The organism is Bacillus sp. ISL-41 (genome assembly GCF_018613235.1).
Lineage (GTDB): Bacteria > Bacillota > Bacilli > Bacillales > Cytobacillaceae > Mesobacillus.
Window position 1 is genome coordinate 172,718 of record NZ_JAGGQP010000023.1, and the last position, 20,816, is coordinate 193,533.

Annotated in this window: 14 protein-coding genes; 9 read left to right on the forward strand and 5 right to left on the reverse strand. The window is 35.8% G+C overall.

The genetic code is table 11. The annotated features are described in order from the left end of the window. Positions 1-100: 100 nt before the first annotated feature. From J7I80_RS11590 to J7I80_RS11615, 6 genes are all read left to right on the forward strand, one after another. Complete coding sequence (locus tag J7I80_RS11590) at positions 101-1,567, forward strand: type I restriction-modification system subunit M (RefSeq protein ID WP_214738516.1); 1,467 nt, start codon at positions 101-103, stop codon at positions 1,565-1,567. Between the two features lie 16 nt (positions 1,568-1,583). Further along, positions 1,584-2,735 carry a restriction endonuclease subunit S gene (locus J7I80_RS11595; protein ID WP_214738517.1) on the forward strand — a complete coding sequence of 384 codons (1,152 nt, stop codon included), beginning with the start codon at positions 1,584-1,586 and terminating at the stop codon, positions 2,733-2,735. A 37-nt stretch (positions 2,736-2,772) separates the two neighbouring features. Continuing rightward, on the forward strand, positions 2,773-6,117 hold the full coding sequence (locus J7I80_RS11600; RefSeq protein WP_214738518.1) for a DEAD/DEAH box helicase family protein: 3,345 nt from the start codon (positions 2,773-2,775) through the stop codon (positions 6,115-6,117). Between the two features lie 289 nt (positions 6,118-6,406). Then, positions 6,407-8,218: a hypothetical protein gene (locus J7I80_RS11605; RefSeq protein ID WP_214738519.1), complete on the forward strand. Its 1,812-nt coding sequence runs from the start codon at positions 6,407-6,409 to the stop codon at positions 8,216-8,218. 547 nt (positions 8,219-8,765) lie between these two features. Further along, positions 8,766-9,539 (forward strand): hypothetical protein, encoded by a 774-nt coding sequence (locus J7I80_RS11610; RefSeq protein ID WP_214738520.1) that lies wholly within the window; start codon positions 8,766-8,768, stop codon positions 9,537-9,539. 416 nt (positions 9,540-9,955) lie between these two features. Beyond that, complete coding sequence (locus tag J7I80_RS11615) at positions 9,956-10,783, forward strand: hypothetical protein (protein ID WP_214738521.1); 828 nt, start codon at positions 9,956-9,958, stop codon at positions 10,781-10,783. A 131-nt stretch (positions 10,784-10,914) separates the two neighbouring features. Here the strand turns inward: J7I80_RS11615 and J7I80_RS11620 are convergent, their stop codons facing one another. The 3 genes from J7I80_RS11620 to J7I80_RS11630 all read right to left on the reverse strand — a co-directional run bounded on the left by J7I80_RS11620 (position 10,915) and on the right by J7I80_RS11630 (position 13,667). Next, positions 10,915-11,556 (reverse strand): hypothetical protein, encoded by a 642-nt coding sequence (locus J7I80_RS11620; RefSeq protein ID WP_214738522.1) that lies wholly within the window; start codon positions 11,554-11,556, stop codon positions 10,915-10,917. Between the two features lie 342 nt (positions 11,557-11,898). After that, on the reverse strand, positions 11,899-13,092 hold the full coding sequence (locus tag J7I80_RS11625) for a hypothetical protein (RefSeq protein WP_214738523.1): 1,194 nt from the start codon (positions 13,090-13,092) through the stop codon (positions 11,899-11,901). Between the two features lie 20 nt (positions 13,093-13,112). Beyond that, the gene (locus tag J7I80_RS11630; protein ID WP_214738524.1) at positions 13,113-13,667 is read right to left on the reverse strand and encodes a metal-dependent hydrolase; all 555 of its coding nucleotides are present in this window, start codon (positions 13,665-13,667) and stop codon (positions 13,113-13,115) included. A 443-nt stretch (positions 13,668-14,110) separates the two neighbouring features. Here J7I80_RS11630 and J7I80_RS11635 point away from each other — a divergent pair, with 443 nt between their 5' ends. Beyond that, positions 14,111-15,442, forward strand: a complete 1,332-nt coding sequence (locus J7I80_RS11635; protein WP_214738525.1) for a CoA-disulfide reductase — start codon at positions 14,111-14,113, stop codon at positions 15,440-15,442. A 216-nt stretch (positions 15,443-15,658) separates the two neighbouring features. On the opposite strand, the gene J7I80_RS11640 is transcribed toward J7I80_RS11635, so the two are convergent. After that, positions 15,659-16,186, reverse strand: coding sequence for a response regulator transcription factor (locus tag J7I80_RS11640; protein WP_251027724.1), 528 nt, complete (start codon positions 16,184-16,186; stop codon positions 15,659-15,661). Positions 16,187-16,486: 300 nt separating this feature from the next. Here J7I80_RS11640 and J7I80_RS11645 point away from each other — a divergent pair, with 300 nt between their 5' ends. After that, positions 16,487-18,640 (forward strand): PQQ-dependent dehydrogenase, methanol/ethanol family, encoded by a 2,154-nt coding sequence (locus J7I80_RS11645; RefSeq protein ID WP_214738527.1) that lies wholly within the window; start codon positions 16,487-16,489, stop codon positions 18,638-18,640. 335 nt (positions 18,641-18,975) lie between these two features. Here J7I80_RS11645 and J7I80_RS11650 read toward each other — a convergent pair whose 3' ends face one another. Beyond that, complete coding sequence (locus J7I80_RS11650) at positions 18,976-19,779, reverse strand: nuclease-related domain-containing protein (RefSeq protein WP_214738528.1); 804 nt, start codon at positions 19,777-19,779, stop codon at positions 18,976-18,978. Positions 19,780-19,896: 117 nt separating this feature from the next. Here J7I80_RS11650 and J7I80_RS11655 point away from each other — a divergent pair, with 117 nt between their 5' ends. After that, complete coding sequence (locus J7I80_RS11655) at positions 19,897-20,814, forward strand: group I intron-associated PD-(D/E)XK endonuclease (RefSeq protein ID WP_214738529.1); 918 nt, start codon at positions 19,897-19,899, stop codon at positions 20,812-20,814. Positions 20,815-20,816 lie beyond the last annotated feature (2 nt).

Sequence of the window (20,816 nt, forward strand, 5' to 3'; positions counted from 1 at the left end):
GGACACTGATAGATGGGTTTTCCATTATATTTCCAAGTCGAGATATAGTATAATAGAACTTACATATGCATATATGATTCTTAATTTATGAGGTGTAACAATGATTACGGGAGAATTAAAGAATAAAGTTGATAAAGTCTGGGAGACATTCTGGACAGGTGGAATAACCAATCCTTTAACTGTTATTGAACAGTTTACATATTTGTTGTATATCAAGGGCCTAGATGATAACGAAAAGAAAAAAGAAATGGATGCAGAACTTTTAGGTATAGAACACGAAGGTATCTTCCCACAAGATAAGCCGCAGTTACGTTGGTCTATTTTTTCAAATATGGGTCCGGATGAAATGTTTAAGGTGGTTTCACAGGAGGTTTTCCCATTCATCAAAGGACTAGGTGGGAAAGGTACTGTTTACTCTAAATTTATGAAGGATGCTATTTTTGTAATTCCTACACCATCTCTCTTAGCAAGAGTTGTTGCAGGAGTAAATGGGTTAATGCAAGCCAGTAATCCAGATGGTAAAAAGGATACTCTTGGGGATTTATATGAGTATTTACTATCAAAACTTTCTACAGCTGGTACTAATGGTCAATTTAGAACACCACGGCATATCATTGATATGATTGTTAAATTAATGAAGCCAACACCTGAAGATATTATAGTAGATCCGGCAGCAGGTTCAGCAGGATTTCTTGTTTCTGCTGGAGAGTACTTAAAAGAAAATCATAGTGATATGTTCCTAGTTCAAAGTCTGAGGGAGCATTTCAATCAAAAAATGTTCCACGGGTTTGAGATGGATGGAACAATGCTCCGAATCGGTGCGATGAATATGATGCTTCACGGAGTAGATAATCCTAATATAGCTTACCGTGACAGCTTGTCCGAGCAGAATAAGGATACTGAGCAATATACACTTGTTCTGGCAAATCCACCTTTTAAAGGTTCATTAGATTATGACTCCGTATCTGACGACCTTCTAAAAATAACAAAAACCAAAAAGACCGAGCTATTATTTTTAGCATTATTTATTAGAATGCTTAAAAAAGGTGGAAGGGTTGCTGTTATTGTTCCAGATGGTGTCCTATTCGGTAGTTCTAATGCACATAAATCTATTCGAAAAGAAATAGTAGATAAGCATAAATTAGAAGCTATTATTTCAATGCCGTCAGGAGTATTTAAACCTTATGCAGGAGTTTCAACAGCAATAATGATTTTTACAAAAACAGGTGCAGGTGGAACCGAAGATGTTTGGTTCTATGATATGAAAGCAGATGGTTACTCTTTAGACGATAAACGAAATCCAATCGATGCAAACGATATTCCAGATATTTTGGCTAGATTTAGTGACTTAGATAATGAAAAGGCAAGAAATCGTGCAGAACAATCGTTCTTTGTTGCTGTAGATGAAATTCGTAAAAATGGCTATGAGTTGTCTATTAATAAATATAAAGAGATTGAGTACGAAGAATTGGTATATGAGAAACCAGAAATTATTATTACCAAAATTAAAGAGCTAGAAGAAGAAATATTAACAGGGTTATCTGAACTTGAAAAAATAATTATATAGATTGAGGATTTATAAAATGATAAAAGTGAGACTAGGAGATTACGTAGAGATTGATAGTGGCTTTGCTTTTAAATCAAAGTTATTTAATGAAAATGAAGGTATACCAATAATTAGGATCAGAGATGTTAATTCTGGGAAATCAAATACATACTATTCTGGAGAATATTCAGAGAAGTATGTTGTTAATAATGGAGATTTTTTAATTACAATGGATGGCGAATTTAAAATAAGAGAATGGTTAGGTGGTAAAGCCCTACTTAATCAACGGGTATGTAGAATTAAAAGTAAAACGTTAATGTTAAATGAGAGGTATCTGTTATATCTTCTCCCTAAAGTATTAAAAGATATCGAAGATAAGACACCTTTTGTTACAGTAAAACATTTATCTGTTAAGGATATTGTAGACAGTTTAGTGTATATTCCAAACATTACTATCCAAGACAAAATAGTTGAAGCTTTAGATATTGCCAAATCTTTAGTAGACAAACGAAAAGCTCAAATAGCAGTTTTATCTACTCTGACACCAAGCGTGTTTTTAGAGATGTTCGGAGACCCAATTCTAAATAATAAAAAATGGGAAATTATAGACTTTCAAGAGGTAATTAATGAAATACGTTATGGAACATCAACACCTCCAACATTTTCTGATGATGGATTTATGTTTATAAGGGCAACTAACATAAAAGAAGGTAAAGTTCTTAAGAAGAATATGCTTTTTATTAGTAACGAAGAAGCTAGTAAAATTCAGAAGTGTAAATTATGCTTTGGTGAAATTATTTTCGTAAGAAGTGGAGTTAATTCAGGTGATAACGCAGTAATTACTGAAGAATTTGTGGGGCACTATGGAGGATACGATATAATCGTAAGCTTAAATGAGGATAAGGTGAACCCTTTTTATTTAAATACCTTTTTTAATTCTAATTACCTTGAGGTAATTATTAAGCCATTAACTAGAAGAGCTGGGCAACCACATTTAAATGCAGACCAAATAAAAAGTTTAAAGATCCAATTGCCGCCATTGGATATTCAGAATAAATTTGTAAAGCTATATAATAAAGTAGAATTACAACAAACATTATTAAAAAGTAGTTTGGAACAATTAGAAAATAACTTCAATTCTCTTCTGCAACGGGCATTCAATGGCGAATTATTTAGTAATTTAAACTAATTAATATAATCAGACCACTCTTTAGGGAGGAATTCACTTGTTAAGAAATTTTGAGTTTTTAAGGGAAAAAGCTCAATTTAGCGGTTTTTCAAATGCTTGCTTGGAGGCAGAAAAAAGCCTTCAAGTTAGCCCTGCAACCTGTGCAATTTTGACCAGACGGGCGTTGGAGCTATCAGTAAAATGGTTATATGCTTCCGATAGAGAGTTAAGAGTACCCTATCAAGATAACTTGTCTAGTTTAATTCACGAGCCAACATTCAAGTCAATTATAGATGAAGACCTTTTTCCATTATTGAAGTACATCATAAAGCTGGGAAATGTTGCGGTTCACACTACTTCTTCTATTACAAGGGATGAGGCTGTATTAGCATTACATAACCTTCATCAATTTATTGATTGGTTAGATTACTGTTACTCAGATAATTATTCCGAGTCGGAGTTTAAAGAAGAACTTCTTTTAACTGGAGACGAGCCAAGAAAAAGACCCGATGAATATAAAGAGTTATATGATAAATTGAGCTCCAAAGACCGAAAGCTTGAAGATTTGATGCGTGAAAATGAGGAAATGCGTAAGGTCTTAACTGATAAACGTATTGAAAACACCGAACAATACAATTTCCAAGTTGACGAAATTTCTGAACTCCAAACTAGGAAGATCTATATTGATTTAGAACTTAAGTTAGCTGGTTGGGAGTTTGGAAAAAATGTTATTGAAGAATATCAAGTTTCCGGTATGCCGAACAGTCAAAATATAGGATTTGTGGATTATGTTTTACTTGGTGATAATGGGAAACCTATAGCAGTCGTGGAAGCGAAGAAAACCTCCTATGATGCTAATAAAGGAAAGCAACAAGCAAAGTTATATGCAGACTGTATTGAGCAAATGCACGGTCAAAGGCCGATTATCTTCTACACTAATGGATTTGATATCCGGCTTTGGGATGATGTGAATTACCCTGAGCGGAAAGTATCTGGATTTTATACTAAGTCAGATCTTCAACTATTAATTGATCGTCGGACAATTCAAAGACCATTAGTGGATATTGAAATTAAAGAGGAAATCTCAAACCGTTATTATCAAAAAGAAGCTATCCTTGCCGTTTGTGAAGCTATTCAATCAAAACAACGAAAAGCACTCTTAGTTATGGCTACTGGAAGCGGAAAAACAAGAACGGCTGTATCGCTGGTTGATGTTTTGGTAAGACATAACTGGGTGAAAAATGTGTTGTTCCTAGCGGATAGAACGGCTTTGGTATTACAAGCAAAGAAAAACTTTAATAACCTCCTCCCAAGTATGACTCTTTGTAATTTGCTTGATAACAAAGATAATCCTGAATTAAGCAGGATGGTATTTTCGACATATCCCACGATGATGAATGCCATTGATGATACTAAACGAAAAGACGGTAATAAGCTTTTTACTGTTGGACACTTCGATTTAATCATTGTTGATGAAAGTCACCGGAGTATATATAAAAAATTTCGGGCAATCTTTGAGTACTTTGATGCCACCTTATTAGGATTAACGGCCACTCCAAAAGATGAAATTGATAAAAATACTTACGATATTTTCGGCTTAGAAACTGGTGCCCCTACTTATGCATATGAACTTGAACAAGCAGTAAAAGATGGTTATCTAGTTGAGTACCGAACATTTGAAGCTTCTTCAAAAATCTTAGATGACGGTCTCCGGTATGATGAATTATCTGATGAAGAGAAAGAACAATTTGAAGATACCTTTGATGAAGAAGAAGGCGAAGAGATAAGCAACTCTGCTGTTAATCAGTGGTTATTTAATGACAATACTATTGATCAAGTGTTAAATGATCTTATGGAAAAAGGAATTAAGGTTGAGGGTGGAGATAAGCTAGGAAAGACCATTATCTTTGCTAATAATTCCAAGCACGCTAAACGTATCGTTGAACGATTTAATCAGATATATCCGCAATACAATGGAAAGTTTGCTGCTCAAATTGACTATAAAGTTGATTACGTACAAACTCTTATTGATGATTTTTCAACAAAAGATAAATTTCCGCAGATTGCAGTATCGGTTGATATGTTAGATACCGGAGTAGACATTCCAGAGGTAGTAAACCTGGTATTTTTCAAAAAGGTTCGCTCAAAATCAAAGTTTTGGCAGATGATTGGCCGAGGTACTCGCCTGTGTCCGAATCTGTTTGGTGTTGGTGAGGACAAAGAATTCTTTTTAATATTTGATTATTTAAGAAACTTTGAGTTTTTTAGAGAAAACCAAAAAGGAATTGAAGGGAAAACTTCAGTTGGTTTAACCGAACGTATCTTTAATTTGAAGGTAGATATTATAAAAGAACTTCAGGCACTCGATTTTCAAGAGGAACCTTATATTCGGCACCGTAAAGAATTAATTGAAGATGTGTACGAAGAGATTAGTCGGCTAAATGATGAAAATTTCCAAGTAAGAATGCACCTACAGTATGTTCACAAATATAAAAACCGGGAGAATTGGCAAGCTCTTAGCGTTACGAATGTAAGTGAAATTCAAGAGCATATCTCTCCGCTAATCCTTTCCATAGTGGATAATGAACTAGCAAAGCGATTTGACAGCGTAATGTATTCCATTGAACTTGCAAAACTAACCGCCAAGAATGCAGGTAGGCCAATTAAAAGTGTAGTTCAAACAGCCGAAGAGCTTTCTAAGCTAAGTACCATCCCTCAAGTGAATGCCAAAAGAGACATTCTCTTAAAGGTACAGACTGATGTATTTTGGGAAGAAGCCAATATTTTTGAACTTGAAGAAGTGCGTGAAGCTATACGTGAGTTGGTTAAATTCTTAGAAAAAGAAAGCCAAAAGGATTATTTCACAAATTTCAAGGATAACTTTACAATAATTGGTGAAGGTGAAACACCTTTTTACGGCTCAAATGATTTGCAAAATTACCGTAAGAAGGTCAATCAATACTTAAAAGAACATCAAGATCAAACAGCGATATATAAGCTGCGATATAACAAGCCACTTACCAGACAAGATATAGAAACTCTTGAAGGCATCTTGTGGAATGAACTAGGAACCCAGGATGACTATAAGAAAGAATTTGGTGATACCCCTATAACCAAACTCGTTAGGCAGATAGTTGGCCTTGATCAGCAGGCTGCAAATGAGGCATTCTCAGAGTTTCTAAATGAAGAAAAGCTGAATGTTAACCAACTACGATTCGTAAAACTCATTATTGATTATGTTGTGAAGAACGGAACTCTTGAGAAAAAAGTATTACAAGAAGATCCATTCCGAGCTCTAGGCAGCGTAACTGAGCTGTTTAGGGATAATATTGATGATGTAAGAGGGATTATAAGAATCATTGATACGATTAATCGTAATGTTGAAGAGTATGAAGGGGCTTAAGGGAAAAAATGGAATATGCTCAAGAGACCCAGCTATTAAAGCTTGGGTCTTTTTTTTACAAAATTATTAAATGTTGCCGGTAAGAAAGCGTGAATAGATTTATCAAATAAACAAAATATATAGTGGTTGCCCTTGTATTTCTTTTTAATATCATTTCTATATTTTTCCTTATTATAATGTAAAATAGAAATTATGGTAAAACTCTATTTTCAAAAGGCATTTTTTCAGGGTACTAATTATTCTAGTTTGATAGATATCGTAGTATCTAGTTTGAGTGGAGGTAGATATAATGCAAAACAGTTCAATGAAGCTTGAATATAATATCAATGGTATAGGGATAATTACTCCTGTTATATACAATTTCCCTAAAGGCCTTTACCAAAATAAAAATCTTAATCTTGAGAGAAAATTAAGAGATACTAACCAATTAGGAGCAATAAGATATATTCATAATGGAGCACATTATACAAGATATGAATATGTATTATTACAATATATGCTATTAAATTTTATTCAGAAAAACAGTGAGATAGGATTAGGATCTAAAATTAATTTTAAATCTTGGGGATTAAATAAAGAATTAATGTATGAAGAAAAAATATCAGCTGCTGAAGTTATTGAACTAATTGTTTTATTTGCTAATATGGGCCATTTTAAGGATACATTTTCGAGTAATAAAGTTTGGTTCCATTATATTTTAGAAAACCATTATGGAGTGAAAAATGGGTTAAAAAAGGGATTAAGTAGTGAGGGGAAAAAGCTGTTAGATAAACTTCTGGAAAATTTGGATTATCAAAAAATACAATGGTTAAATGCTTTGTATATGTTAAGCAGGACAAGTGAGTTAGAAGACTATAGAGTTATTTGCGAAAAGATTGTAAAAAACATTTTGTACAACGAAAATGATAAATGGATGGATCTTTATAACAAAATCAGAAAAGTTTCATATATAGTTCTTGATAGCCATTTTTCATATATACCAATTGAAATTAGCTTGCAAAATGTTTTATTTAATCATAGTTTGTTTATAGACGAAATTCTAAAAAATAATTCAAATCTATTTGGCACTTTAGAACGTATTAACGAATTATTAGAAGATACTTTATATCTAGAAAATAACGCTTTACTAGTAGGAACATATAGAAGTATAGATATTCATAAAAAGTTGAATGAGTTCCTAAATAGTAATGAGGATTTAAAAGAAGTAGCTAAAATTAACAAATTAATATTAGATATTAAAGAATCGCCATTATATGAGGAATCACATATTATTGAAAATGAAATACCTTGGAATAAAGAAAAAAATCTAAGCCTAACATTTAGAATTAAAGAACGAAGAGGTTTCCCGGTAGATGTTTTTAAAAGGGAAATGGAGATACTAAAAAAGTTGGGAAACGATATCTATATAGGTTTTAACTTTTCTCCAAGCTTCGAGAAATACAGAACTGTTTATTCATTAAGCAAAAAATTGAGTGGCAAAAAACTATTAAATAAATGCCTCAGCATACTATCTCAAGGGGTAGATGATTATTTAGAGTATAAACATTTTTCTTTAAAAGAAGTTAATAATGGACCATTGATAGATGTGGTTACTAAAAAGATAATTACATATTTATTTAGAAATATATTAAGGAATGATTATTTCTGCGAGTATAATTACTCAAATAAATTATGTCCATTTATTTTGGAAATAGGAAGCAAGAAGGCTTTAAGTAAATTAGATTTATATATAGGAGAGTTTAAAAAAATCTTTCCTGATGATAAGGATGGCTTACACGAGTTGTCTGCTCTAAGGCATAGAGTAAGTAATATTAACTATAAAGGGCTAACGATAGTTTATGCTGGATCATTAAGGTTTATAGATAGTAATAAGAAGGCTGTCTGTGAATTAGATGGGCTAATTTTAACTCCAAAAAACAAAAAGAAGTATTTAGAGGTAATAGAAGCTAAAAATCTCAGCATTAAAAGTCAAAGGAAAACTGTTGCGATGAAACAATTAAGAGAAAAGTTTTTGCCTATAATTGCTGATAGTATGGTTGAAGATACTGAGGTTAAAGAAATTGATAACTTTGGAGCCTATGTGGATTTAATGAGGAAATAGCTTTTAGCTATCATATTTTATATTAGATAAGAATGATGATCTAAATAGAATATAGACGAACTAAAAGACGTATAATATATGATGACTGAAGAGTCCGTTGGTTGTCACCGATGAACAGAAGCTACCCTAATATGCTTACCAGGCAAGGGTGGCTTATTAATATTTGTCAAACTTTTAAAGGATTAAGAAATACTCTTAATCTACTTTAAAATTTAATGAGAATATTTACTTCTTAATTACTTCTATTAAGCAAGGAAATTACATTTAGTTATTAGGATTCAACCCTCCTGTGCTTGATGCAATTTGCAAGGTGTGTTGTACGATTTGTGGTGAAACATTATGTAAAGCGCTACTAGGGGGATTCAGAAGTATATTTGATGCACTTGCTAGTACTTTAAAAATTAAAGGATCCATAAAACAGTGTTTTCTATTAATGCTAAATTCCACCCATAAAGTGAAGGTTAGTCATGAAAACTAAATAAATTATGGTAGAAAATTGACAATATTTAGAGGGTAATTAAAGATACAATACTGGGGGGATCAAGAAGTGATTAAGGAAAAAATTACTCAAATTAAATCGTATTTAAAAATGATACCAAAGAATCAACAAGTTGCAGAGGATTTGGATTATTTTACTTTTTTAGCTATATTAATTCCTGTTCCAGGATACCAACAGGCTGCTCTATTAATTAATAAGTTAGCTGCAAACCATAATTTGAATTTATTAATAACTGAATTACGTGATAGTATTTATCAAACTAATACACGTATATCTACAATAGAAAATGATATAGAAAAAATACAATTAATGGCATCTACCGTTTCTGCTGTATCAGCATTAGATGAAAGTATTAATTTAATTCTTGAACAAGCACAACAAGAGTTACCTTCTGAGTTTATTGTTGAAACAGAGAATTGGAGTACACAAACTATAATTGATCAAATTATTAATGCAGACTTTACATCAGTCTCAGCCAATAATAACAGCCATAATCGGTTGCAAAACGTCGAAATTAACTCTCGACGTACTCATTTACTTGCGACCGATCACTCATCAAATTTCTTACAAGGTACTCATTTCAAAGATTCCACAGGCACTGTTGGTATAAATGGTATTACGCAACAAGGAAACATACAAGTTACAGGGAACTCCGTAGGATTTGGTAAAGGTGGTACCTTAATTTTCGGAAACCCGAATGAAGTAAACGGAAAATGTCCTACTTGTAATAATGTTATTGTTGCAGACAGAATTGAACTACAACGATATTCCCGTATTCAATGTCCACAATGTAAAAATATATTTAACATTAACATACATTAACAGTAAGTTGAAATGCGTTCTAGGGAGTATATTTAACTCAATCTGGAAAAGCATTCATCAAAAATGTTGTAAACCCACCAACATCTCTTTTGTTGTCAGTCCACATATGTGGAATTTGTGGTCATAGAGACAAAGGAACGGTTTCCTGCGTCTCACAGCAGTAGAGATGAAATGCTGAGTTGCCTGGCAAATTGACCTATGTTACAAACCTGGAGAGTCAGAGTATGATTATATGCTTGCGAATCTAAACGATAAGCAGTCCACACTGCTTATCGTATTTTTTTGTCCAAGTCAGCCAGCATACCACTAAAGGTTCCTACCTAATCGTTCACAAAAACGCCACAATCCTCCCCATCCCACCCTATCCTTTCCACCCTTTCATCCATATATAAAGGGTGAAAGGGTGGTGCATTAGCATGACAATTAAATCGGCGGTTATTGAGAGTTTTGCGGAGTATTCACAGTTTGGTTCGTTGAAGGAGTTTAATAATCATTTTGAGATGTGGATGGCGGATAAGAAGCGTTTTTTCAGTAAGGGTGAGTTGATTGGTTTGAAGCGGCTGGCTCGTTTTGCTGCGAAGGTTCCTGGGGTGGCCAATGCCAAGATCGGGACGGTCCTGAAGGCGATTTATGAGGAGTATGGGGAGATGGGGATATCCCGTTCTACTTTTAAAAGGATGATCCTGAAGGCTAGTGAAATTGGTATTTTTATTGTATATGAAACTGCGCGCAAGAACGGTTCACAGTCCAGCAACCTGTATGTATTCAATCGTTTCCCAATGAATGAACTACCGGCTGGCGATCAATTGAGCCACCAATATAAAACTATCATTCCTTCTGAAACTAATATTAAAAAGAATAATAAACGTGAAGAAAAGGCTGCTGAAGAACAATTATCCGAAATTACAGTGGTAAAACCACTTGCTGAAAAAGCACCGGAAGATCATCTCTTTGTCAGCGACCGGGTTCCAAGTGATTTCGTCAATCTTGTAAAATACTTTTACCCGTCCACAAAGTCGATCGAAGAATTCTGGCGGATGAGTATGGTCGCTGCCTACCGCAACAACTATGAAAAAGATACAGATCTCCTGTTATCACTGTCCCTTGACTCCTTCAGACAGCTCGTCCGGAAGCTGAAGTCAAAGGTGGAAGTGAAGAACCCGATTGCTTATTTTACCGGGATTTTGAACAAGAAGTTCCAGGAACGTTATTTTGAAGAGCTTTATGATATGCAGGTTTGTTGAAACTCGTTAATCAATTCATTCGCGACAAAGGGTCAAGGTACAGTTCTCAGTTTTCTTAAAAAGTTGAATTATGTAAGTTTTCCGGATAGATGAACTGTTCCTTAGTCCCAAGGAGATTTCTTATTCTGAACTTATTTAGTATCTGGTCTTACAAAACCAAAATCCATCTCCATAGTTCTTAAAAGTGGACTTCCAAAGATGTTAATTGAAGCAATACCAATAACTTTTCTTGTTTTTTCTTTAGGTTGATCGGAAAATGAGGTTGTAATTTGAGAATTTATCCATTCTGAAGCTAGTTGCGGGTTGGAAGTTTTATATGGAAATGCTGCTAAAGGAACTAAGTATGTTTCTGCAACTTTGTTAACTAAGTCAGTCGCTTTTTTCTGGTCATATCCTAAGAAATTGCTGCCATCAATAGTAGTTTCAATAAGCAAAATTTCTTGAGTTTCTCTTTCAAAGTAAAATACTACAGATACCTGAACTTTAGAATTTCCAGCATATGTGTCGAAAGAATAAATATCAGTGGTTTTTCCTGTGAAGATGCCTTGATTCGTAAAACCGTTTGTTGTTAGATACTTAGTAAGGTATTCTGGAGTCAATCCGGATGATTTTCTATGTGGCTTTCCTGAGGAAGTTTTTGCAATATGATTATTTGCATTTTCGGTGGATGCTACTTCTTTACTTGCATTAGTATTTGCGGAGTAATTTAGGTATAATCCGACATACACAGCAGCAATGACTACAAAAGACAATATCCAATAGTTTATTTTCATTGGACCTCCTTAATATGTATGAATTTATTTATATACATTAATTTACAGTGTTGCTAAGGGTATATCAATGCATTTAATATAGGAGGATTGATAGACATGGACATGGACATGGAGAAGGCTTAATTGTTAATCATATATAGAAAATATTTAGGAACAAAGCGAAGGTTCTAGTGTCCCATTGATGACCTATGAGAGAAATCGCAGCTGCCTTTACGATTGGCTTTCCTTGTAGTTAAATGAAACAGGGGACGGTTCCTGCTTCTCGTAAAAAGTGAAAATATATAAATTTACGAGACAACAGAACCGATCCGCTGTTTCAAGATTTTTCGCATCACTTTGGTTTCATTTTTTGTTTTTCTGAATATCCAAGCAAACTTCATAGAAGATTCTCTCTAAATGAATTCGCTCTTCAACATCTGTCATTAGCTCACTAATACGGTTAAAGGCTTTGATAATATGTAAGGAATTATCAATAATTTTTTCTTGTTGAAGTGTCTTTAGAGATTTTTTGGTTTCCTTAGAGAATTTCTCTCTAGAGCGAGCTATCTTTTTGAAAATCGAATATATCCTATCCTCAGTTAGATATGGTGTTTCAGCAATTGCCATAACAAGATTTTTAACCCTGTTTTGAAATGGATCTAAGCTCTTTAGATTCAATAATTTTTCCTTTACACCATTGATTGAACTATCGTGTCTGATAGTTAATATAGGTTCTGATCCATCTGGAATTGCTCCGAACTCGTCTCCCTCATCATCTTGTATACGAAACCGAAGTTCAATAGAAAATGTTTTTTCTTTGATTTCATTATTAATTAATATTACTCCAAAGTATAACTTGCCAATTCCAATAATATTTACTGGCCGTACTTGATCAAACATCACTACAATTTCAGAATCACTCAAATACGCCTTCTCTAAAGTAAACCATTGATGTGTTTCAATGGCATGTAGATGAAGTGTGTATAATGTTAAATAGAGTGCAAGGTGGTTATCATAATTAACATACCTCAAAGAAGTAGTTCCTCTAATGTACCATTGGTTGTTGTCTTTTATTAGTCTGTACTGAAGACTCTTATCTGGATAAACCGAACATAGGCGCCTAATGTTATATAACAAAGTATCAAAATGCCCATTTTCTATACAGAAACTAGAGAATTTACCCATATTAAACAAGGTATCTAGGTACTCATAAGTGAAACGGTATATACCCTCTGCAAATAAATCTTGATCATTCTTAAAAACTATGGATAATTGGTTATTATCATTGAAATTTTCGATTTCTATATTAACTAAAGCCTCCGGAATATCCAACTTTTCATTATCGATATCACTAAAATTCTTAATCAGTACCTCACTACCTTCAATCCAAAGATAAGGTCCAGAAGCAAGCTCAAGTACATTAAGAGGAAATTCCTGAAAAACTTGTTCATCGATATTTCTTTCTTTTTTTATGAGAGATTCACACGATTTTAAAGTAGCCGGAGAAGAAGGTAAGTTAAAACCGTTTAGTTGTATTTCATGAATGTATTTCCCCAAAGAAATCTCCCCTCTCCGTTTTAATTTAAGGAGTAAATGAATTTAATAAACTCTATAATTGTCTGTACTGTTGAGTTAATAAAAGTAATATATAATTGGGTCGTGAAAAAAATTATCAAGAATAATGAGTAGGTTAATATATAAATGATGTTCTCTAAACGTCCACCAGTTATATATGAAAATCTCCTCTTTTTGTGTTGAGAATGATAGGGATAAAGTAGAGGAATGCTACTCACCGAAAAATAGTCACCCATTAGATGGAATAAGTAACCTAAGGAAATTCCTAAAGCAAAACTTTTGGGCACACCGATAGCCGATGAACAATAAATAATAATGGTCAGAATGCTCCACGCTAACAAGCTATGTATAGCACCACGATGCCCAAATTTTTTTTTAATAATAATACTTAATCCAAAAGACCGTTTTCCAATATATGATTTTGGTTCATCAATATCAGGGAGTAAACTACCAAGGGTGATCCCGGCAGCGTATGAAAATAAAAAAGGATATCCGCTTATAAGTGCTACAACTGATCCCATAGCTAAAGAGGAAGTAATATGTGTCTTGTACATCATGTAAATCCCTCCGGAATAACCAACTAATAAATGGTTATGCTTTCAGGTCAAGTTGTAGTACAAGGGGGTTTTCTTTTATGAGGAAATCTTTAAGAATGATAAAAAACACCTGTATTTTAGCGAATAGATTGTAATCATTCCCCCAGATTGAAACCTAACATTCATACGGCTAGCTTAGCGTACCAGGCCGCAATGCCCTCCTGTAAATATAAAGTGAGGCAGGGACAAGGGAGCGGTTTTAAATGTCTGCTATAACGCTTTGAGATAATGGAACCGTCTCTGGGTGTCAGGGATCCAAGAACTCCAATCCGTTACATTGAAGCGAGAATTTTCGCGAAAGATAAATAGGGTCTTAATCAGCATTTTTCTAAAGTTACTCATATATAGATATAAATGTTTAAAACTCAATAATAAATGGATACACAAGGAGTGGAGGGATGAAGATGAAGATACTTATTATTGGTGGAGATGCGGCAGGTATGAGTGCTGCGATGCAGATGGTGCGAAACAGCTCTAGAAATGAGATCACTGTATTGGAAAAGGGAGGCGTGTATTCATACGGTCAATGTGGCCTGCCTTATGTGATCAGTGGGAAGATTGAGTCCACAGATAGGTTAGTCGCTCGCACTCCGTCTACTTTTAAAGAAAAGTATGGTATTGATGCACGTGTATTTCATGAAGCCCAGAAGGTAGATGTAGAAAATAAAATGGTAAGTGGGATAAACCATAGTAATGGTGAAATGTTCAGCCTGCCGTATGACCGCCTTCTGATTGCGACTGGTGTAAGTTCGGTCGTTCCGAAGTGGGAGGGTGTGACACTTCCAGGTATTTTCTCATTAAAGACCATCCCGGATGCAAAAGCGATCATGGATTATCTGGATAAAGATATAAATAATGTGACGGTGATTGGCGGCGGATACATTGGGCTTGAAATGGCCGAAAGCTTTGCAGAGCTCGGCAAGAAGGTCACCATCATTGAAAGAAATGAGCAACTAGCCAAGATTTTTGATACAGACATGGCCGAACTGATACATGATGAAGCAGTAAAGCAGAATATTGTGTTGAAAATGGGTGAATCTGTCGAAGCATTCGGCGGAAGTGACCATGTGGAGTCCGTGAAAACCGATAAAGGAGAGTATGAAACAGATTTGGTGCTGATCGCTGTAGGTGTGAAGCCCAATACGTACTTTTTAGAAGGAACAGGAATCAAAACAATTGGCAATGGTGCAATCCAGGTAAATGCCTATATGCAAACCAGTGTGGAGGATATCTACGCGGCAGGGGATTGTGCCACACAATATCACCGGGTAAAAGAAAAGGATGATCATGTCCCATTGGGAACCCATGCCAATAAGCAAGGACAAATCGCTGGATTGAACATGGTTGATGTACATAAGACTTTTAAAGGAATTGTTGGCACTTCCATTATTAAGTTTTTCGATTTAACCCTCGGGAGAACAGGGCTATCAGAAACAGAGGCAAACAGGCTGAACATCCCCTGTGGCTCTGTAACCATCACAGCAAATGATATCGCCGGTTATTATCCCGATGATAAAAAAATGAAACTGAAACTTGTCTATCATAAAGAGACACATAAGGTTCTTGGCGGGCAAATTATTGGGGGAAATGGAGTCGATAAACGAATTGATGTCCTGGCGACGGCCATATTTCATTCGATGACGACCGAGGAGCTGCTTGATTTAGATTTGGCGTATGCTCCCCCGTATAATGGGGTTTGGGATCCTATTCAGCAGGCGGCTAGGAGAGTGGAGTAGGAGGGAACAGTATAAATAAATACTGTCGGCAAACTCGGTTTTCACCGATTTTGCCGACAGTGAACTTAAAATTCGACTCTATTTTAATCATGGAAAAAATTTTTATTTTCAAATCGAGAGGAGCAAGGGGACGGACCTTTTGCTCCCTTTTCGTGATTGATTTTGGAAGTAAAAGGTTCGTCCCTCTGCTTCATTCGTTACTACCTATGAATTAAACTACGATATAATTCCCCTTCGTAAAAGTTCTCCCACGGCATGAGAACGATTATGAGCACCAAGCTTTTTCATTGCTGATTTTACATATTGTTTGACGGTTAATTCGCTAATATCCATTAGTTCTGCCATTTCCTTTGTGCTCTCTCCCCAAGATATTTTTCTCATCACCTCTAATTCTCTTTTACTTAATACTTGACTGTCCTCTTTTCGATTCGTTTTTTCCATATATTTTCCTGCTAGTCTTCCGAATTGGGTGAGGGATGAAAGAATTTCTTCATCTATTACAGCATCTTTCGTAAATTCATTTGTACAAATATAACCAATGACGGTTGAACTATAACAAATTGGAAAAACCACCATGGAGTTAACACTGGAAGTTACGATGTACTTACTGCTAGTTTGCTTCAAGTATTCCAAGCCAGTGCAATATTTTGCTTTTCTTTCGAGGATAGAGGAGTAAATAATCGGCAGGGTCCGTATATCGTCCCTAATTTCGTTAATGTATACAATACCATTTTGATTCAGCATGATTATTCCTTCTCCAAGATAGCCTAAGGGAGAAAATCGAAACAGATACGAATTCAGAACGGGATAGGTTGACATGTATATTTCTAGAATTTTATACAATTTTTCTTCATGACTGATTATATCCTCTAATTTCATCAGTTGGCCCATAAAGGTATAGGGTGGGACCATTTTATCATCTCCTTTTGAGGGAAAAGTCACATAGATAATTGGGAATATTCAAATTATACAAAAAATTATATGATTAAGATAGCCTTTTGAGGTTCGAAATATAAAAATTTTCCAAGGGAGAGGGTGAATAGCATGGGGAAGAATAAGCCATTTATTGTAGGTGCATTTTTAATCATTACTTTAGTATTTTTGGTGTTTATGACCATTCGAATCGAAAATAAAGCAGTTGATGTATCAGGAGATGTGCCTGGGACTGAAAATTCTGAAAATGAAACCGATTCCAAACCTGAAATTTTAAATCCAATCGCACCAGCCTTTACTGGAGCAGATTTGACAGCAGTGCCACATGAAAACTGGTTCGCAAATGGCGGGAGTGTATATAATCAACGATACTCTACACTAGACGAAATCAATACATCTAACGTGGCAAACTTAAAAGGAAAATGGGTAACCCATCTAGGTTCTGGTCTGGAATTTAAATACTCTGGTGAGTCCAGTCCGATTGTCTATAACGGTGTTATGTATGTCAATACAGGTGCCCATGAAGTTTCAGCACTAGATGTAAAAACGGGAGAGGTTCTTTGGACCTACAAGCCCGACCTTCCGCCATTGGAAACGGTCTGTTGTGGATGGACGAGTCGAGGTGTTGGGATTGGAGATGGGCTCGTTTATGTAGGGTTATTAGATGCAAGATTAGTAGCACTCGATCAGAAAACGGGCGAGATCGTTTGGGAGACAAGGGTTGAAGATTGGAAAAAAGGGTACACCATCACAAGTGCTCCGCTTTATTATAATGGCAAAGTATATACCGGTTTAGCAGGCGGTGAATATGGTATTCGTGGAAGACTTACTGCTTTTGACGCTAAGACTGGAAAAGAGCTTTGGAGGTTTTATACGATTCCAGGACCTGGTGAAATTGGACATGATTCATGGCCAAGTGATAATGATTCCTGGAAACGAGGAGGGGCGCCAGTCTGGCAAACTCCAGCGGTCGATCCTGAATTGGGAACCCTTTATTTTTCAACAGGAAACGCAGCACCTGATTTAGATGGAAGTACAAGAAAAGGAGATAATTTATTCGCTGCCTCCATAGTAGCTATTGATGCAGAAACAGGCGCTTATAAATGGCATTTCCAAGAAGTGCATCATGACATTTGGGATTTGGACGCACCAAACCCGGTCGTTCTTTTTGATGTAAACATTGATGGAAAGGAAAGAAAGGCTCTTGGTCAAGCAGGTAAAACCGGTTGGGTCTATTTCTTAGACCGCACAAACGGGGAGCCGTTGATCGGTATTAATGAAACTCCTGTGCCACAAGATGAAAGACAAGCGACCTCTCCTACTCAGCCGATTCCTGTCGGGGATTCCTTTGTTCCTCAAATTGTAACCAAAGAGGATGTAGAAAAGGATCTGCCTGAGTATGGAGGAACATATGGAAAGATATTTGACCCATTTTGGGATGAAGCTCTGCTGTTAAAACCATCTGCATTTGGAGGGGCTAATTGGCCACCATCTGCCTATAACCCGGAGACTGAATTGTTTTATGTCCTCGGAACTGATATGTATATGAATTTCACTAGAAGTGAAGAGGAATATGAAGAAGGTGAAATGTATATTGGGAGTATTATAGCTCCGGTAAATGAAGCACCCGTGAGAGGGACGATTACCGCACTAGATGTCAAAACGAATAAAATCGTTTGGCAGCAGGTATGGGATGCTATGGCTTACAGTGGAGTCTTAACCACTAAAGGTGGATTAGTTTTTGTTGGGCATAATGATGGAAGACTCATCGCTTTCGATGCTAAAACGGGTAATCAGGTTTGGGAATTTCAAACAGATGCAGGAGTTAATGCACCTCCTGTTACCTATGAAGTGGATGGTGTACAATATATATCCGTACTTGTTGCAGGTAACTCATTAGCAGGTTCAAAACATGGAGACTCCTTATGGACCTTTGCTCTTGAAGGAGATATTGCATCAGGGGAAGTTGCAGCTGGGAACGATACGGATTCAGATGAAGAAAGTAACCAAGAAGTGGTTGCTAATGCAGATGAAGGTGAAAAGATATATGAAGGAAATTGTTTAGCCTGTCATGGTAAAGGTGGCGAAGACGGGCATAATGGACCTAACCTTAAATTAAGTGATATAACAAGTGATACTCAAAAAGTCATTGACCGTGTGAAAAAGGGCGGAACGACGATGCCGGCATTTGAAGACATTTTAACCGAGGAGCAAATCAATAATGTTGCTGCTTATATTACTGAGGTGATAGCTAAAGATAAATAGCGAAACAAAGTGGTCAGGGTGCCCCCAACAGAAACATAGGAGACTCAGGGACGGTTCGGACGGTTCTATTGCCTAGTTTTATAGGACATTGGAACCGTCAACTGTTCTTCTGAAGGCGATCCGAAGAAGTGAAGCCTGCTCTAATAATGGCTAGAAGGAGAACCTTTATTGGGTTCTTTTTTTATTTAGAAACACGAAAAATGCTATAAGTTCTTGGAACTAATTGAAAATAGACATAGCAAATAACAAGTAAAATAGCACCCTCATAAACTCAATGACAATATCTATTGTCCAGAGGCCATTAAGGGTGGGGATTTTATCCAAACCAAAAAAACTTATTGAACACTCTTCTGATGCTCATAACAATAAATCTTCCCATTGAAATTATGGCTTGATAAACAGTATGCTTTAACTTTATCTGACACAGGTTTATTACAGATTGAACAAGCCGCTTGAGTGGTTGTGTTTGAGTCACTTGCCTTCAATGCCTGTTCGTGTTCTCGTCTTATTGCAGGGTCTTTTATATTTTCATTCGAAAAAACATCGTGAATCTCTGAAATCTCCCCCTCACTTAAGAGAGGTTCTTTGTGTTGGATTTTTAATACGGAAACTTTCCGGTGAATGAATTCTGATAGCTCGATATCGTAAACGATGAGTTCGTTGGACTGTATTTTCCGGTAATCCAGATCGACTTTAAAAGTGGAGCGCTTGGTAAAAGAGACAATTGATATGAAGAAGTTCTGGTACTTTTGATCAACCAAGGAAGCTAGTGCTTTAATATGTCCATAGTTTTGTACAAAAGGATTCATCATTTTGAACTTTCCATTGACTGACCATGTTTTTCTGTCTTTCCCGCCGTATATCGTTCCTTGATAGTTTTTCGTTTCAATCACAAAGATGCCGTATGGTGTCAGCACCACATGGTCGACTTGGGAATAACCTGACTTTGCTTTTGGGTTCTTGATGAGAAGGTCACTCAAGTATCGGCAATCCTTTGGCAGCTGGTCAAGCTGTATATCAATTTTGTATTCTCCAATTTCCCCTTTTCTTACGGCAACCTGTTTTGGAGCGGCAGTTTTCGCTTTTGCAGGAGGTGCCTCTTTCTTCTGCTTCTTTAAGAAATTCAAAAACAATAACATGAATTCTCTCTCCTTGCTGTTAAGTATCCTCTCTTATACTTTCGTTCTAATACCTTCTTTATTTAAGTTTTAATTTGATATAATGGAAAAAATAACTAATTTTTGGAGTGGTGGTCTATGTCTTATGAGGTATATGAATCTGAATCAATCCAAAGCTTATTTTTGAAATTAGCATTTATTTTTAAGCAAATTAACTTGGATGTTTATCTACCGCCAACTAGCTGTGAGACCGTGCAGTTACGCATGCCTGAAATACTAAGTTCAGAAAACAAACAAGTTGGTTCGATTCAATATGGGGGAGTAAAGTATCCTATTACTCCAGCTAGCAAGTTGAACCTCAAGTATGTGGAGCTAAGACTGGATTCGACTTTTTTGAGAGAAATGAAAGTTTTTTCATTGGTTCATAATCTAATAGATGAAAGTGATGCTAATGGCTGGCTGAAATATAAATTTGCAACTTTGGATGAAATTAAATTGGCTAGAAGGGTTGCTGCCATCATTTCAAAAGGAATGGAAAGGAAATATGGCTTGGAATACTTAACAATAGGAATGGACCTGAATATTTTAGAATTGCCGAGAGCAAAGTCGAAGCAAAATTCGGCTACATACAATCAGGACAATGCTATCAGGAAGGTTTCAGATTTACTAATGCAAGAGGGATACACAGTGTCCCGGTCATCCCAAGGCAATTCTTCTTATCATTTAATGGCTGCTGCTGAAAATGGGCGTTCAGCGAGAATTTTAGTCCGGCATCTGCAATATGATTCTGCCTATAACAACTCTACAATTCCTTATCAGGTATACAAAATCGATGCCTTTGAGAAAGCGGAAGAACATGCTGCTGGAGTAAAGAAAATCGACATTGTTGTGGGTTATAACTTTAAAGATGATTGTTTTGCTTGTTTGGATATTAAAGACTTTTTCGAGAAGAAAAGTAGGGTGGTGCATCAGAAAGAAGGACTTAAATCTGAGTTCTATAATTCCTGGCATGTGCTTGATGATTACCTACGAACTGAGTTGATTGTTGAGGGGTGATT

Coding starts and splice junctions, on each gene's coding strand:
- J7I80_RS11590 (WP_214738516.1), top strand. CDS start 101: ATGATTACGGGAGAATTAAAGAATAAAGTTGATAAAGTCTGGGAGACA.
- J7I80_RS11595 (WP_214738517.1), top strand. CDS start 1,584: ATGATAAAAGTGAGACTAGGAGATTACGTAGAGATTGATAGTGGCTTT.
- J7I80_RS11605 (WP_214738519.1), top strand. CDS start 6,407: ATGCAAAACAGTTCAATGAAGCTTGAATATAATATCAATGGTATAGGG.
- J7I80_RS11615 (WP_214738521.1), top strand. CDS start 9,956: ATGACAATTAAATCGGCGGTTATTGAGAGTTTTGCGGAGTATTCACAG.
- J7I80_RS11620 (WP_214738522.1), bottom strand. CDS start 11,556: ATGAAAATAAACTATTGGATATTGTCTTTTGTAGTCATTGCTGCTGTG.
- J7I80_RS11630 (WP_214738524.1), bottom strand. CDS start 13,667: ATGATGTACAAGACACATATTACTTCCTCTTTAGCTATGGGATCAGTT.
- J7I80_RS11635 (WP_214738525.1), top strand. CDS start 14,111: ATGAAGATACTTATTATTGGTGGAGATGCGGCAGGTATGAGTGCTGCG.
- J7I80_RS11640 (WP_251027724.1), bottom strand. CDS start 16,186: ATGCTGAATCAAAATGGTATTGTATACATTAACGAAATTAGGGACGAT.
- J7I80_RS11645 (WP_214738527.1), top strand. CDS start 16,487: ATGGGGAAGAATAAGCCATTTATTGTAGGTGCATTTTTAATCATTACT.
- J7I80_RS11650 (WP_214738528.1), bottom strand. CDS start 19,779: ATGTTATTGTTTTTGAATTTCTTAAAGAAGCAGAAGAAAGAGGCACCT.
- J7I80_RS11655 (WP_214738529.1), top strand. CDS start 19,897: ATGTCTTATGAGGTATATGAATCTGAATCAATCCAAAGCTTATTTTTG.